The sequence below is a fragment of the Brevundimonas sp. Root1423 genome, assembly GCF_001426805.1.
In genome coordinates, this window is record NZ_LMFL01000001.1 from 151,296 (window position 1) to 166,079 (window position 14,784).

16 protein-coding genes and 4 pseudogenes are annotated in these 14,784 nt (G+C 68.3%); 15 read left to right on the plus strand and 5 right to left on the minus strand.

Annotation, left to right across the window (positions count from 1 at the left end):
• Positions 1-129 precede the first annotated feature (129 nt).
• Positions 130-1,530, plus strand: a complete 1,401-nt coding sequence (locus ASD25_RS00785) for a dicarboxylate/amino acid:cation symporter (RefSeq protein ID WP_082572105.1) — start codon at positions 130-132, stop codon at positions 1,528-1,530.
• Position 1,531: 1 nt separating this feature from the next.
• On the opposite strand, the gene ASD25_RS00790 is transcribed toward ASD25_RS00785, so the two are convergent.
• Together ASD25_RS00790 and ASD25_RS00795 are read right to left on the minus strand one after the other, a co-directional pair.
• Positions 1,532-2,098, minus strand: coding sequence for a ClpP family protease (locus ASD25_RS00790; RefSeq protein WP_056614060.1), 567 nt, complete (start codon positions 2,096-2,098; stop codon positions 1,532-1,534).
• Between the two features lie 69 nt (positions 2,099-2,167).
• On the minus strand, positions 2,168-2,662 hold the full coding sequence (locus tag ASD25_RS00795) for a VOC family protein (protein WP_056614064.1): 495 nt from the start codon (positions 2,660-2,662) through the stop codon (positions 2,168-2,170).
• Positions 2,663-2,763: 101 nt separating this feature from the next.
• Here ASD25_RS00795 and ASD25_RS00800 point away from each other — a divergent pair, with 101 nt between their 5' ends.
• Positions 2,764-3,111, plus strand: coding sequence for an arsenate reductase (locus tag ASD25_RS00800; RefSeq protein ID WP_056614803.1), 348 nt, complete (start codon positions 2,764-2,766; stop codon positions 3,109-3,111).
• Here the strand turns inward: ASD25_RS00800 and ASD25_RS00805 are convergent.
• Entirely contained in the window at positions 3,108-5,387 is a 2,280-nt protein-coding gene (locus tag ASD25_RS00805; protein ID WP_200943491.1) for a glycoside hydrolase family 3 N-terminal domain-containing protein, read from the minus strand. The two genes, ASD25_RS00800 and ASD25_RS00805, sit on opposite strands and share 4 nt — an antisense overlap.
• Before the next feature lie 86 nt (positions 5,388-5,473).
• The gene (locus tag ASD25_RS00810) at positions 5,474-5,713 is read right to left on the minus strand and encodes a DUF2188 domain-containing protein (protein ID WP_056614067.1); all 240 of its coding nucleotides are present in this window, start codon (positions 5,711-5,713) and stop codon (positions 5,474-5,476) included.
• A 175-nt stretch (positions 5,714-5,888) separates the two neighbouring features.
• Here ASD25_RS00810 and ASD25_RS00815 point away from each other — a divergent pair, with 175 nt between their 5' ends.
• Genes ASD25_RS00815 through ASD25_RS00825 form a run of 3 tightly spaced genes read left to right on the plus strand, consistent with a single transcriptional unit; the run spans position 5,889 to position 7,149 of the window.
• Positions 5,889-6,302 (plus strand): hypothetical protein, encoded by a 414-nt coding sequence (locus ASD25_RS00815; protein WP_056614070.1) that lies wholly within the window; start codon positions 5,889-5,891, stop codon positions 6,300-6,302.
• 21 nt (positions 6,303-6,323) lie between these two features.
• Positions 6,324-6,863 (plus strand): RNA polymerase sigma factor, encoded by a 540-nt coding sequence (locus tag ASD25_RS00820; protein ID WP_056614072.1) that lies wholly within the window; start codon positions 6,324-6,326, stop codon positions 6,861-6,863.
• Positions 6,853-7,149 (plus strand): hypothetical protein, encoded by a 297-nt coding sequence (locus ASD25_RS00825; RefSeq protein ID WP_056614075.1) that lies wholly within the window; start codon positions 6,853-6,855, stop codon positions 7,147-7,149. The genes ASD25_RS00820 and ASD25_RS00825 overlap by 11 nt, the downstream gene beginning before the upstream one ends.
• Here ASD25_RS00825 and ASD25_RS00830 read toward each other — a convergent pair.
• Positions 7,136-7,954, minus strand: coding sequence for an endonuclease/exonuclease/phosphatase family protein (locus tag ASD25_RS00830; protein ID WP_056614078.1), 819 nt, complete (start codon positions 7,952-7,954; stop codon positions 7,136-7,138). The two genes, ASD25_RS00825 and ASD25_RS00830, sit on opposite strands and share 14 nt — an antisense overlap.
• A gap of 141 nt (positions 7,955-8,095) precedes the next feature.
• On the opposite strand from ASD25_RS00830, the gene ASD25_RS00835 reads away from it, so the two are divergent.
• From ASD25_RS00835 to ASD25_RS00870, 10 genes and pseudogenes are all read left to right on the plus strand, one after another.
• Positions 8,096-8,503 carry a DUF6249 domain-containing protein gene (locus ASD25_RS00835; RefSeq protein WP_056614082.1) on the plus strand — a complete coding sequence of 136 codons (408 nt, stop codon included), beginning with the start codon at positions 8,096-8,098 and terminating at the stop codon, positions 8,501-8,503.
• A 25-nt stretch (positions 8,504-8,528) separates the two neighbouring features.
• On the plus strand, positions 8,529-9,089 hold the full coding sequence (locus ASD25_RS00840; RefSeq protein WP_056614807.1) for an RNA polymerase sigma factor: 561 nt from the start codon (positions 8,529-8,531) through the stop codon (positions 9,087-9,089).
• Entirely contained in the window at positions 9,079-9,498 is a 420-nt protein-coding gene (locus ASD25_RS00845; RefSeq protein ID WP_056614085.1) for a hypothetical protein, read from the plus strand. Before ASD25_RS00840 ends, ASD25_RS00845 begins: the two co-directional genes overlap by 11 nt.
• A 75-nt stretch (positions 9,499-9,573) precedes the next feature.
• Positions 9,574-10,355: pseudogene (locus tag ASD25_RS00850) on the plus strand (3-methyl-2-oxobutanoate hydroxymethyltransferase).
• 92 nt (positions 10,356-10,447) lie between these two features.
• A complete protein-coding gene (locus tag ASD25_RS00855) occupies positions 10,448-11,236 on the plus strand; it encodes a tetratricopeptide repeat protein (RefSeq protein WP_056614087.1) in 789 nt (262 codons plus the stop codon).
• A 23-nt stretch (positions 11,237-11,259) separates the two neighbouring features.
• Positions 11,260-12,687: a PQQ-like beta-propeller repeat protein gene (locus tag ASD25_RS00860; RefSeq protein WP_056614089.1), complete on the plus strand. Its 1,428-nt coding sequence runs from the start codon at positions 11,260-11,262 to the stop codon at positions 12,685-12,687.
• Positions 12,688-12,719: 32 nt separating this feature from the next.
• Positions 12,720-13,402 (plus strand): GTPase (locus tag ASD25_RS00865; RefSeq protein ID WP_235562529.1); only part of this gene is annotated, 683 nt, incomplete at its 3' end.
• A 1-nt stretch (position 13,403) separates the two neighbouring features.
• Positions 13,404-13,806 (plus strand): annotated as a pseudogene (locus ASD25_RS31500) (GTPase); the annotation flags it as partial.
• 1 nt (position 13,807) lies between these two features.
• A pseudogene (locus ASD25_RS31150) lies at positions 13,808-13,912 on the plus strand (hypothetical protein); the annotation flags it as partial.
• A gap of 143 nt (positions 13,913-14,055) precedes the next feature.
• A pseudogene (locus ASD25_RS00870) lies at positions 14,056-14,736 on the plus strand (ribosome biogenesis GTPase Der); the annotation flags it as partial.
• Between the last annotated feature and the right edge of the window lie 48 nt (positions 14,737-14,784).

Consider the following 14,784-nt stretch of genomic DNA (forward strand, 5'->3'; position numbering starts at 1 on the left):
CAGGCGGCTCCGCGGCGATGCCCGATCCTTGTATCGGGTCGCGGAAGAGAATTCAGCCTGTGGGAATGGACGCCATGACTCCGTAGTCTGTCGGGGAATCGCGCTGTCGTGCGGTCAGGAGAAGACGGCATGGCCCGCAAGCCGACGACATCCGACACCCCGCGCAAGCCCGCGCCGCGGCCTGTGAAGGTCGCCCCCGGCGTCGCCGTCGAAGCCGCGCCCGTCGCGCCGCCGAAGAAGGCGCCGATCTGGACCCATCTGTATTTCCAGGTCCTCGTCGCCATCGGCCTCGGCGCCCTGATCGGGCATTTCTGGCCGGCGTTCGGGGAGAGCCTGAAGCCGCTCGGCGACGCCTTCATCCGGCTGGTGAAGATGATCATCGCGCCGGTGATCTTCCTGACCGTGGCCACCGGCATCGCCCACCTGCGCGACCTCGGCAAGCTGGGCAAGGTGGTCGGCAAGGCCTTCGCCTACTTCCTGACCTTCTCCACCCTGGCCCTGATCGTCGGCCTGATCGTCGCCAACGTCGTGCGGCCCGGCGCGGGCATGAATGTGGACCCCGCCACGCTCGATCCGGCCGCCGTCGCCCAGTATGCGGACAAGGCGCACGACACGACCATCGTCGGCTTCCTGATGAACATCATCCCCGAGACCGTGGTCGGCGCCTTCGCCGGCGGCGAGATCCTGCAGGTGCTGTTCTTCGCCATCCTGTTCGGCATTTCGCTGGCCGTCATCGGCGACCGCGCCCAGCCGGTCATGACCGTGCTGGAAAGCGTGTCCGAGGCCTTCTTCAAACTGGTCGCCATCCTGATGAAGGCGGCGCCGATCGGGGCCTTCGGCGCCTTCGCCTTCACCATCGGTCGCTACGGCATTGAGTCGGTGATCAATCTGGCGGCGCTGGTCGGGACCTTCTACCTGACCTCCGCCCTCTTCGTGGTCGTGGTGCTGGGCGCGGTGGCGCGGTTCAACGGCTTCTCGATCTTCAAACTGATCCGGTATCTGAAGGAAGAGCTGCTGCTGGTGCTCGGCACCTCGTCGTCCGAGGCGGCCCTGCCCAGCCTGATCGAGAAGATGGGCCGCGCCGGTTGCGACAAGTCGGTGGTCGGGCTGGTCGTGCCGACCGGCTATTCGTTCAATCTGGACGGCACCAACATCTATATGACGCTGGCGGCCCTGTTCATCGCCCAGGCCTGCGGCGTCGACCTTTCGCTGGGCGATCAGGTGCTGCTGCTGGCCGTGGCCATGCTGAGCTCCAAGGGGGCGGCGGGCGTCACGGGGGCAGGCTTCATCACACTGGCGGCGACGCTGGCGGTGGTGCCGTCGGTGCCGGTGGCGGGCATGGCCCTGATCCTCGGCGTCGACCGGTTCATGAGCGAGTGCCGGGCCCTGACCAACTTCATCGGCAACGCCGTGGCGACCATCGTCGTGGCGAAATGGGAGAAGGGGCTGGACCGCGAGGCGCTGGACCGGGCGCTGTCGGGAACGCCGGATCCCGTCGCCGCCGGGGCGGTGCAGGCCGACGCGGACTGAGTCAGATCACCGCGCGCACCAGACCCAGTTCCACGGCCTCTTCGGCCTCGATGTACCAGTTCTCAGGCGCGCGTTTGAGGACGTCTTCGAGGGTGACGTTCGAATCCCGGACGAGGCATTCAAAGCCTTCGTTCTGGATCAGGATCGATTGCTCGACCTCGTGCAGCTTGGCCTTCAGCAGGGCGACGCAGTTGGTCAGCGGCCCTTCGATCCTGAGTTTTTCGGACATCTTCCGCTCATGGATCATCAGCCGCGCGCCGCGGCTCAGATAGCGGTTGTCCCGCGCGAAGAAGCTCATGAAGGTTGCGCCGGCCGAATAGACCGCGGCCTTGCCCAGAAAGACGAAGCGCCGCTCGGGCTCGAATTCGCTGCGGAACCGCACGTCCTCGCCCATCATCCGCGCGACCTCGGGATCGCCGCCCACGGTGCTCAGTTCGACCACGATCAGGCCTTCGGCCGGGGCCTTGTCCAGCTGTTCGCGGAAGGCGGCGTACATGTCGAAATCGACGGGTCCCGCCAGCAGGATGGCGGGCTTGCAGAAGTCGCGAGGTTCGGGATCGGGTACCATGGGCGGGCCGGCGTCGGATGAACGGGAACCGGAAGCGCTGCTGAAGGCCCTCCGGTTCCCGCCTCGCGCTCAGCCTTTGGCCGCCCGCTCCAGCTCGGCGACGTTCAACCGCTTCATCTGCATCATGGCGTCGAACACCCGCTTGCGAACCGCCGGGTCCGGGTCGGCCAGCAGACGGGGCAGGGCGTAGGGCACGATCTGCCAGGACAGGCCCCAGCGATCCTTCACCCAGCCGCATTGCTCGGCGTCGGGGACGGCGGACAGGGCCTCGGTGAGACGGTCGACCTCGGTCTGGTCCTCGCAGTCGATCTGTAGCGAGACGGCCTCGTTGAATTTGAACATCGGGCCGCCGTTCAGCGCCGTGTAGCGGCTGCCGGCGAGGGTGAACTCGACCACCAGCACGTCGCCGGCGTGACCATCCGGATAGTCGCCCGGCGAATGGACAATGGTGTCGATGCGCGAATCCGGAAGCAGGGACACATAGAAGCGGGCGGCTTCCTCGGCCTGGTTCTTGTCGAACCACAGGGTGGGAATGACCTTCTGGCGTGGCGGGAGGGCGGTCATGAGGCGTCTCCTTTGCTGATCGCGGCCTTATATTAAACTTACAGGTTAAATGCAAATCAGGCGACTTGCGGTGCGGGCGCCTCGTCGGCACACAGGCCGCCATGACCCCGACCCTGTATGGCATCCCCAACTGCGACACCGTCAAGAAGGCCCGCGTCTGGCTGACCGACCACGGCGTGGCGCACGACTTCCATGACTACAAGAAGGCCGGCATCGACCGCGCCCGCGTCGAGGGCTGGGTGGCCGAGCATGGCTGGGAGACGGTGCTGAACCGTGCGGGCACGACCTTCAAGGCGCTGCCGGAAGCCGACAAGGCGGATCTGACCGCGGCCAAGGCCGTGGACCTGATGCTGGCCCAGCCGTCGATGATCAAACGCCCGGTGCTGGATCTCGGCGGGCGCACGCTCGTAGGCTTCAAGCCCGACCGCTACGCCGAAACCGTGATCTAGCGGGTCAGGGCGAAGGTCGCCGGCTCGCCGCTCTGGGCGTCGGCGCTCAGCCAGACATCGAACAGGCCCGGCTCGGTTGTGGGGCTCAGGTCGGGGCCGAGGAAGCTCAGCTCGGCGAATGTCAGCGGCAGGGTCACCTCCAGCGAACCGCCCGCGGGCACGGTCACACGCCGGAAGCCCTTCAGCAGACGGACCGGCTGGGTGATCGAGGCCGTTCTGTCGCGAATGTATAGCTGCAAGACTTCTGACACCGCCCGCGAGCCGGAGTTGGTCAGGGTCACGCTGGCCTCGATCGCGCCGTTCCAGGCCATGGTCGGGGTCGACAGGCGGACCGGCGACCAGCTGACTGCGCCGTAGGTCAGGCCGTGCCCGAAAGGATAGAGGGCGAGGTGAGGCGCCTCGCGGAATTTGGATGTGAATTCGGTGTCGGTCGGCTGCGACGGTCGCCCGGTGGTCTTGTGCGCATAGTAGAAGGGAGACTGGCCCGACCGGTGGGGGAAGCTGACGGGCAGCCGTCCGGTCGGCGCATGATCGCCGAAGATGATGTCCGCGACCGCATGGCCCGTTTCCGAGCCCAGGAACCATGTGACCAGAATGGCGGGGGCGTCCTTCACCGCGCCGGCCAGCTCCATGCCGCGCCCGTTGCGCAGCAGGACGACGACAGGCTTGCCCGTCGCGGCCACGGCCTGCGCCAGCGCCAGCTGGGGTTCCGGAATGCCGATGTCGACGCGGGACTTGGACTCGGCGGACATTTCGCCGGACTCCCCGACGGCCAGCAGCACGACATCGGCCTGCGATGCCGCCGCCACAGCGGCGTCGATACCACCCGCGATCGGCGCCTCGACATCCGACCCCTTGACCACCGTCAGGCTTGAGCCATCGCCCAGCGCCGCGCGCAGGCCCTGTTCCAGCGACACCGCCAGCTTCGGATCCTTGAAGATCGACCATGGTCCGAAGATGTCGGTCGTATCCGCACCGAACGGCCCGATCAGGGCATAGCTCTTGCCGGTCTTCGGCAGGGGCAGCAGGCCGCCCTCGTTCTTCAACATCACGATCGACTTGCGGCCCGCCTCGCGCGCCAGCGCCAGATGCTCGCGGCTGCCGTGGACCCGGCGTTCGGTGCGCACGTCCGAGCCGCGGTAGGGGTTGTCGAACAGGCCCAGCGCCGCCTTGGTCATCAGCACCCGCCGCACCGCCTCGTCGACGCGCGCCAGCGGCACGTCGCCCGGCTGGACCAGTTCCGGGATGTGTTTGAGGTACAGGCCGCTCTTCATCGACATGTCGACGCCGGCCATCAGGGCCAGCCGCGCCGCGTCGCGTCCGTCAGAGGCATAGCCGTGGGCGATCAGTTCCTGCTCGGAGGTATAGTCGGACACCACGAAGCCGGAGAAACCCCATTCGCCGCGCAAGATGTCCGTCAGCAGCCATTTGTTGCCGCTGGCGGGCACGCCGTTCAGGTCGTTGAAGGCGCTCATCGTCGACAGGGCGCCCGCGTCGAAGGCGGCCTTGAACGGCGGCAGATAGACCGAGCGCAGTTCCAGCTCGCTCATGTCCGTGGAGTTGTAGTCCAGCCCTGCCTCGGCCGCCCCATAGGCGGCGAAATGCTTGGGACAGGCCAGCAGCGACGACCAGGCCTTCAGATCGTCGCCCTGGAAGCCCCGCGTCCGCGCCGCGGCGAACAGATTGTTCAGCAGCACGTCCTCGCCCGCGCCCTCGACCACCCGGCCCCAGCGCTGATCGCGGCCGACGTCGACCATGGGCGCATAGGTCTGGTGCACGCCCGCGGCGCCGCCCTCGACGGCGGCGGCGCGCGCCGTGCGCATGGCCAGATCGGTATCCCAGCTGGCGGTCTCCCCCAGAGGAACGGGGAAGGTGGTGCGCAGGCCGTGGACGATGTCGGCGGCGAACAGCAGCGGAATACCCAGCCGGCTGTCGCGGACCGCCATGTCCTGCACCATGCGGGTGGTCGCGGCGCCTACGCCGTTGAACAGGGCGCCGATCCGGCCGGCGCGGATGTCCGCGGCGACGCTCGCCTGATCGGGGTTGAAGTCGCCGGGGTTCACGCCCTCGGGCCGCCAGCGGAAGGGATCGTTCAGCAGGTTCAGCTGGCCGGCCTTCTCCTCGATCGTCATCCGGGCGATCAGAGCGTTGACCCGGTCGAGGTCCGCCGCCGCTCGCGCGGAAGCGATCCGGGGAGCCATCACCATCCCGGCCGCCATCGCGCCTCCGGCCAGAAGCATGCGGCGGGTCGGGACGGTGAAGGGGGCGTGACGCATGTGTAACCGGTTCCACGGACTGGACGCGCAGACCTAACGGCCGGGCGCCGCCGCGCCTAGCCTCGGCCGATCACAAGCGGTTGCTGTCAGCCCTCGACGTCGACCTCGGGCCGATCGTGGCCGTCGGCGCGCTCGGTGACCCAGCGGCCGGAGGAGTCGGCGTATTCGATCAGCGTATCCTCGTCCGGCACCTTCTGCTCGCGCGCCACGGCGACGGCGGCGGCCCGCGCCGCGTCATGCGTGGGATAGGTCTCGGAATAGGTGCCGCCCGACTGATAGGCCCAGCCGCCGTCGTGCTCGACGATACGATAGGTGATCTGGACCATGGGGTGTCGCTCCGGTTCGGACTGAGTGTCCGCCAGCGAACGCGAGGCCGCAAGATGGGTTGCGCATCCGGGCGGTTCCAAAAAAATTCCGGACCACCGCATCCGCTGGCGCGGTCGGCGGCGACTACCCTATGAAAGCGCGGGCAAGGCGTCCGGCGCATGAGGGGTAAAGATCATGGAAGACCTGTTCCGTTCTTACTGGTGGCTGCTGTTCCCGCTGGCCTGGTTCGTGTTCGGCGGCTTCAACAGCTTCCTGAACTACCGTCGGCAAAAGGACACGCTGGACCTGATCAAGACGTACGCCGCCAAGGGGCAGGAGCCGCCCGAGGCGCTGTTGAAGGTGCTGGAGCGTCCGATCGACGCCGATGACGACTCCTGGCATTCGCGCCGGGGCGGCGGCAGCCGGATGAATGACGGCAACTGGTTCTCGGTGGTCCTGTTCGGGGTCATGGGGGTCGGCTTCGCCTACGCCAGCTACGCCGACATCTACGGTGCGGGAGAGGCCTTCCTGATCGTGGCCTTCGTTCTGGGCGCCCTGTGCCTCGCCAGCCTCGTCTCGGCCCTGATGGGGCGCCGGCGGGGCGAGTGATGCCGGGCCGGGGCCGGGGGCATGGACGGACTTCTGACAGACGCCGAACTGGTGCGCCGGGCGACCGCCGGTTCGGACGCGGCCTTCTCGCGGCTGGTCGAGCGGCATCAGGCGGCGGTGCGGGGGTTTCTGCGCCGCGCGCTGGGCGGGGGCTGGGCCGAGGCGGACGATGTGGCGCAGGACGCCTTCCTCGCCGCCTGGCGATCGCTGCGGTCGCTCAAGGATCCGGCGGGCATTCGCCCATGGCTGTGCGGCATCGCCTGGCGCAAGGCGAAGGACCGGATCCGCAGTTCGCGGCGCGGCGCGGCGCGGGACAACATCTGGCTGGAGACAGCCGACCCGCCTGCGGGCGTCTCGCACGAGGACCGGCTGTCCATGGTTGCGGCCATGGCGGAACTGCCGCCGGACGTCCGCGCCTGTGTCGCCCTGTGTCTGGCCGACGGCTGGTCGAACACGGAGGCGTCGGTCGCCCTGGGCTTGCCGCTTGGCACAGTGAAGTCGCATGTTGCCCGCGGACGGGCGCGGTTGCTGAAAGCGCTCGGAGGGTCCGATGACGCCTGAACAGAAACTCGAGGCCCTGTTCGCCGCGGAAGCGCCGCCGGCGCGGGACTACGCCTTCCAGGCGCAGTTGGCGGAGCGGATCGCCCTGCGCCGCGCGTGGATGACGGTCGCGGCTCTGGTCCCGTGGGGCGTCGCCGGGGTCGCCATCCTGTGGGCCCTGATCCCGGTGGTCGGTCCGCTGGGCGAGGACATCGCGGCCCTGATCCCGGCCGCCGGCATGCTGGCGGGCGCGGCGGTCAGCGCCGGCGCCGCACTGTGGCTGTCCCGCCGGTTCAGCGCAGCCTGACGGTCGCCGCCACGCCGAAATGATCGGACGGATATTCCCCGCCGGACGGCGCTGACCCGATCACCGCCCCGCGCACGGGCGCGAACCGGGCCGTCTCGGCGAAGATGTGGTCAATGACGCGGGGCGGGTGGTTCTTCGCCGGGTTCAGCGTCGTGGGCGCCGAGCCGGGGGGCAGAGCGCTGAAGAACCGCTCTCCCGTCAGCACCGCCAGCCCGGTATCCTCCTGCACGGCATTGAAGTCGCCCATGGCGATCAGCGGCGTCCCGTCCCTGGGCAGCCAGGCCATCAGGTCGGCGATCTGGCGCGCCCGCACGGCCTGGGCGTCGGCCTGCCAGGCCAGATGCGTGTTGACGATATCGACCGCACGCCCGCCGACGTCCACCCGCGCCCGGATGGCGGTGCGGTAGTCGTCCAGCGGCTCCAGCTTCTTCCAGTCGTGGGCCAGCACGGGCAGGCGGCTGAGGATCGCATTGCCGTAGCGGCGGGGCGCGCCCTCGGCGTCTGTCGACACGAAATGCATCTCATAGCCGCCCAGCGCATCGGCGATCGTCCGCGCCTGATTGGGCAGGCCGACGGCGGCGTCCTCCAGCACCTCCTGCAGGGCGATGACGTCAGGGTTATCGGCCCGGATGGCGGCGATCAGCAGTGGCAGGCGCGCGGCCCAGTCGCCCTGATTGTGCCAGATGTTGAAGGTGACCAGCGTCAGCGACGGCCCTTCGACCCCGGTCACGAAGCCCGTTCCGGTCGCGCAGGCGGTCAACGGTGCAGCGGCCAGTCCGGCCAGAAGGCTGCGGCGGTCGATCATCAGGAGAGGCTCCGGTCGGTTGGCTTTCTCCGCCTTACGAAAGTTTCACCTCGCCGTCCGCATCCATGGAGCCTCTTCACAGCCTCTTGTCGTCAGAAGGCCGAAGCATCAGGCTCCGGTCTGAATAGAGGGGATACCCGCATGGAAGAGTTCATCGGCCTGGTTGCCGTCTTGTCGGTCTTCGGCACCATCACAGCCATCGCATTCGGCCCGACCTACCTGAAATTCCGCGAACGCCGCGAAATGCAGGAGACCGTCCGCCGCGCCATCGACAAGGGGCAAGAGCTGCCGCCCGAGATGATCGAGGCCATGACCAAGGATGTGAACAAGAACCTGCCCTCGCGGACCCGCGACATCCGCCGCGGTATCATCTGGCTGGCCGTCGGCATCGGCATCGCCGCCTTCAGCATGATCAACAACATGGGCTGGCAGGGCGGCGACGACTGGCACGGCAACGTCGGCGACGGCCTGCTGGGCATCGCAGCCATCCCGGCCACCATCGGCCTGGCCTATCTGGTCCTGAGCTTCTTCAACAAGAACAAGGACTGAGCCCGATCGGACAGGGGGACTGATGATGACCCAACCTCTGATCGACCGACACGACGTCGAGCTCGCCGCCCTTGCGGCGGCGGGCGGGCGGCGGGAGTTCGGCGAGCTGGTGCGCCGCCACGGTTCGGCGGTGCGGGGCCTGCTGCGGCGGATGGGGGCGCAGGCCTCCCTCGCCGACGACATCGCACAGGACGCCTTCATCCAGGCGTTCGAGCGGTGCGCGGAGTTCCGCGGCGAGGGCACCTTCGCCGCCTGGGTCAAGCGGATCGCGGCGCGCCTCTACATCAAGCGCGTTGCAAAAGAAGCCCGCTACATCGCTGAAAGTGAACAGGAAGATGTCGCGCCCGCTGCCGATCAGGCGGGCCTGATGGACCTCGATGAAGCGCTCAAGACCCTCAGCGAGCCCGAACGACTGTGTGTCTCCCTTTGTCACGGGGCCGGCATGGCGCATCCCGAAATCGCCGCCGCCCTGAATTTGCCACTCGGCACGGTGAAGTCTCATGTCAAACGTGGTCTGGATAAACTCCGCGCGCGGCTACAACCGCAATCCGCGCAGCCCCTGGGAGGAACGCAGCATGTCGGCTGACGAGTTCGATCCCCAAATCGAGCGCCTGTTCGCGCGCGCTCCCCAGATGGCAGATACGGCCCTGTTCACCGCCCGGGTCGAGCAGCGGCTGCAGAAGGGCTCCCGCGTGCGGGTCTTCGCCCTTGGCCTCGCCGGGGTCATCGGCGGCGGCGTGGCGGTGCGTGAAGCCATGAATGCGAATCTCGGCCTCGGCTCCGGCGACGGCGTCGTGGCGGGCGACGCCCTCGGTCAGGGTATTCGCTCCACCTCGCTCAGTGTCCAGAACACGGTGCAGGGCGGCCTGGACCAGCTCGGTCTCGGCAGTCTGGAGCTGGGGTCCATGGGCGGAATGCAGCTGTTCTGGATCGCCGCCGGCGCCCTGATCGCCCTGGCCGCGGCCGGGGTGATGAAGCTGTCACAGGAGATGTGAACCGGTCCCCGTCGTCCGCAGGGATGACGGGGGCAGGCCTCATCGCTATCTAGGTCCCCGAACAGGAGGACCGCCATGTCCAGCCAGAAGCAGGAAACCGTCCGCCGCCTCGCCGCGCCCGACATCCGCAACCGCAAGGGCGGCGAGCCCATCGTCTGCCTGACGGCCTACGACGCCCCGACCGCCGCCCTGCTGGACGACCACTGCGACCTTCTGCTGGTCGGCGACAGCGTCGGCATGGTGGTGCACGGCATGCCCAATACGGTCGGCGTCACGCTGGAGATGATGATTCTCCACGGCCAGGCCGTCATGCGCGGCTCGAAGAAGGCCATGGTCGTCATCGACATGCCCTTCGGCAGCTACGAGGGCGGCAAGGAGCTGGCCTACGAAAACTGCGCCCGCGTGATGAAGGAAACCGGCGCCCAGGGCGTGAAGCTGGAAAGCGGCCCGACGGTTGCGGAAACCATCGCCTATCTGGTCCAGCGCGGCATCCCGGTCATGGGGCACGTCGGCCTGCGGCCCCAGGCCGTACTGACGGACGGGGCCTTCAAGGCCAAGGGCCGGACCGACGAGGAACGTCTTCGGGTCATGTCGGAAGCCGAGGCCCGCGCGACATCACCGCCGCCGTCGACAAGCCGACCATCGGCATCGGCGCCTCGTCCGCCTGCGACGGCCAGATTCTGGTGACGCCCGACATGCTGGGCCTGTTCGACTGGACGCCGAAATTCGTGCGCCGCTACGCCGACATGCGCGGCGAGATCGGCAAGGCGGTCGCCGCCTACGCCGCTGACGTGAAAGCCCGCCGTTTTCCTGCCGAAGTCGAGACCTACTTCTCGAAAAAGCCCGTTACGCCCTAAGGGCTGCGTTGCGGCGGGCAGGCTGACCCTCTAGGGTCCGGCCGGATTGAAATTCACGGCCTTGAGCGCCGTTTTCCGGGGGCGACGTATCCGTGGTTGATGTTTTCGAGCAGGTCGAGGAGGAGCTTCGCTCCGACCGCTACAAGCGGCTGGCCCGCACCTGGCTGCCCGTCGTGGGCGGCGTGCTTCTGGTCGCGCTGATCGCCGCCCTGGCCTTCTGGGGCTGGGACAGCATGCAGACGTCGAAGGCCGACAAGGCCTCCATCGCCTACGATCGCGGCATGCAGTCGATGCAGGCCAACAACCCCGTCGGCGCCGACGCCGCCTTCATCGAGGCGGCCAAGGAAGGCAACAGCGCCTACAAGGCGCTGGCCCTGATGCAGCGCGGCAATATCGCGCTGGAAGCCAACCGCATTCCGGACGCCATCGCCCGTTTCGACGAAGCCGCCAAGGCTTCGGGCGATCCGCTGCTGCGCGACGCCGCCGTTCTCAAGGGCGCGTGGCTGGCCATGGACAGTGAAACCCTGCCGCAGATCGAGGCCCGGCTTGACCCGATCGCCAAGGACGGCCGCCCGTTCAGCCCGTTCGCGCTCGAGGCGCTCGCCATGGCCCGGCTCCAGCACGGCCAGACCGCGCCGGCGCGCGAGGCGTTCGTCCTGCTCAAGAACGGCCTGGACACGCCCGAAATCGTCAGCCAGCGCGCCGACCTGGCGATCGCCGCCATCGACTCCGGCGCGGCGGCCAACCTGACCGCCATCGTTCGCGCTCAGGCCGCTCTTCCCGTCGCCGCTCCGGCCCAGCCCGCCGCCGCAGCCCAGCCGGGCGCACCGGCTGCTGCAGCGCCCGCCGCCGCCCCCGCCGCTGCGTCGGCCCGCCCGTGATCCCCGCTTCCAGGACGTCCGCCATGAATCGCGTGCTTAAAGTCGCCCTGCTGGGTGGTCTGGCCGTCTCCGTCGCCTCGTGCAGCACCGTGCGGGACGCCCTCCCGTTCGGCCTCGGCGGCGATACGAAGCCGCAGGCCACGGCCACCGAGGGTCAGCGGATCTCCGTCCTGGAGTTCGAACAGCAGCTGGCCCCGTCGGCCGCCCTGTCCGGGCGCGACTTCTTCATACCGGGTCCGCAGGCCGCCACGGCCTGGACCCAGCCGGGCGGCAACGCCGAAAATTCGATCGAACACGTGATCGCGGCGCCCGAGTTCAAGGTCGCCTGGCGCCGCGGCGTCGGCGCCGGCTCGTCGCGTACGCGTCAGGTCATGGCCCCGGTCGTGGCTGACAACGGCCGCATCTTCGTTCTGGACGGCGAGTCGACCGTGTCTGCGCTCGACGCAGGGACGGGCGCCCCGGCCTGGAAGGTCGACATCAAGCCGACCGAGCGCGAGGGCGGCAGCCGCGGGTTCCTCGGCATCGGCGGCGGCGGGACGACCGGCGGCGGTTTCGGTGGCGGAGTCGCCGTCGGCGGCGGCAAGGTGTTCGTCTCCTCCGGCTATCGCGTCATCACGGCCCTCGATCAGGCCACGGGCGCGGTCCTGTGGACGACCCCCGTCGATGTGCCGATCCACGGCGCTCCGACCGTTTCGGGCGGCCGCGTCTTCGTCGTCGATGTCGAGAACCAGATCCAGGCGTTCGACGTCAACAGCGGCGCCCAGGTCTGGTCGTATCGCGGCATCCCTGAACCGGCCCGCATCATGCGCGCCTCCAGCCCGGCCGTCGTCGGCGACACCGTGATCGCGCCCTTCTCGTCGGGCGAGGTCGTGGCCCTGCGCGCCCAGACGGGCCAGTCCGTCTGGCAGCAGGTCCTGTCGCGCACCAGCCGCACCAGCGCCCTGTCGGAAATCCGCGACATCGCCGGCCGTCCCGTTGTCAGCCGCGGCATGGTCTACGCCGTCAGCCACTCGGGCGTGCTGTCGGCCATGGACATCCGCTCCGGCCAGCCCAAATGGGCGCCGCTGCCGATCGCGGGCGTCAATGCGCCCCTGCCGGTCGGCGACGTCATCTATGTCGTGTCCAAGGACGGCGAACTGACCGTGATCAACCGCGACAGCGGCCAGATCTACTGGAGCCGCGACCTCAACGAGGGCCGCGTGCGTCAGGAAGGCGGCTATTTCGGCTTCTGGGACCGCACGGTGCGGCCGGAATGGTCGGGCCCGCTGCTGGCCTCCAACCGACTGGTCCTGACCAATTCGGACGGCGAACTGGTCGCCTTCGATCCTAAGACCGGGGCCCAGACGGCCTCGCTCAAACTGGGCGGCGGCGCCGTCTATCTGGCGCCGGCGGCCTACAACGGCGCGCTGTACGTCCTCACCGACAATGGCGACCTCGTCAGCATTCGCTGACGCCGGACCACAAACTGCGTTAGAAGGCCGACATGGCTCTCAAAGTCGCCATCGTCGGCCGCCCCAACGTGGGCAAGTCGACACTATTCAACCGTCTCGTCGGCAAGCGCCTCGCGCTGGTCGATGACCGCCCCGGCGTGACCCGCGACCGCCGCTATGCGGACGGCAACATCGGCGACATGGATCTGACGCTGATCGACACCGCCGGCTATGAGGACGTCACCGACGGCAGCCTCGAATCGCGGATGCGCGAGCAGACCGAGGCGGCGCTGGAAGACGGCGACCTGATCCTGTTCATGATGGACGCCCGCGAAGGCGTGACCTCGCTGGACCGCATCTTCGCCGACCGCCTGCGCAAACAGCACAAGCCCGTCATCCTGCTGGCCAACAAGTCCGAGAGCCGCGAGAGCGGCGGCGGCATCGGCGAGGCCTATGCGCTCGGCTTCGGCGAGCCGGTCGCCATCTCGGCCGAGCACGGCGAGGGTATGGCGGATCTGTACGCCGCCGTGGTCGCCGCCAGCGCCGACATCTTCATCGAAGAGGTCGACGAGCCCGACAAGCCAATCCGCATCGCCATCATCGGCCGTCCCAACGCCGGCAAGTCGACCCTGATCAATCGCCTGATCGGCGAGGACCGCATGCTGACCGGCCCCGAGGCCGGCATCACCCGCGACTCCATCTCGGTCGACTGGGAATACGAAGGCCAGAACATCCGNCGCCTGATCGGCGAGGACCGCATGCTGACCGGCCCCGAGGCCGGCATCACCCGCGACTCCATCTCGGTCGACTGGGAATACGAAGGCCAGAACATCCGCTTGGTCGACACCGCCGGCATGCGCCGCAAGGCCCGGGTGCAGGAGAAGCTGGAGAAGCTGTCGGTCGCCGACACCATCCGCGCCATCACCTTCGCCGAGGTGGTTGTGCTGGTGATGGACAAGGACGACGCCTTCGACACCCAGGACCTGCAGCTGGCCGATCTGGTCGAGCGCGAGGGCCGGGCGCTGGTCTATGTCGCCGCCAAATGGGACCTCGAGACCGAGCCCCAGTCGAAACTGGCCAAGCTGACCCAGATGGCCGAGTATTCGGTCCTGGAAACGACAGCCTTCTACAGGTTCCTTANCGCCATCAACGTGTTCAAGAGGGGGAGGCCGAGATCGTCGACGCCCAGTGCCTGAAGGGCCGGATCGAGCCGTCGGATGTCGCCGCCCTGGCCCTGTTCCTGTGATGGACAAGGACGACGCCTTCGACACCCAGGACCTGCAGCTGGCCGATCTGGTCGAGCGCGAGGGCCGGGCGCTGGTCTATGTCGCCGCCAAATGGGACCTCGAGACCGAGCCCCAGTCGAAACTGGCCAAGCTGACCCAGATGGCCGAGGACAAGCTGCCCCAGCTGAAGGGCTCGCCGTTCGTGGCCCTGTCGTCGCACAGCGGCCGAGGTGTCGAGCGCCTGATGCCCGCCGTGCTTCAGGCCCACGCGACCTGGTCGGTCAAGGTCAAGACCAAGGACCTGAACACCTGGCTGTCCATGGCCACCCAGAGGCATCCGCCCCCCGCCGTCGACGGCAAGCGGATCAAGCCCAAATACATGGCCCAGACCAAGGCCCGTCCGCCGACCTTCGTGCTGATGGCCAGTCGCGCCGAGGCCATGCCCGAGCAGTACAAACGCTATCTGGTCAATAACCTGCGCGAATCCTTCGACCTGCCGGGCACGCCGATCCGCCTGATCGTCAAGTCGGGCAGCGAGAACCCCTATGCGCCGGGCGGCTCCAAGTCGGGCCCCGAACGCTACAAGGGCGACGCCAAGACCGCGCCGCGCCGGGTGATCAAGAAGGCCGAACGCGAGGAAATGCTGTCCAACCTGCCCGGCAAGGCGCTGGAGCAGAAGAAGGCCGGCAAGACCAAGCTGAAGCCGCTGGCGGGGTTGAAGGCCAGCGCCAACAAGAAGGCCGGCTCATCGGTGGCGGTCCAGAAGGGCGCCCGCGGCGGGGCCCGTCAGGTGTCGCGCTCGGGCCGGGTGCGGACGGGTCAGAAGCACCTGCCGAAGAAGTAGGACGCGCGTCTTTGACGCCACGATGACCGCGGGCCTAGGCTGACGGAA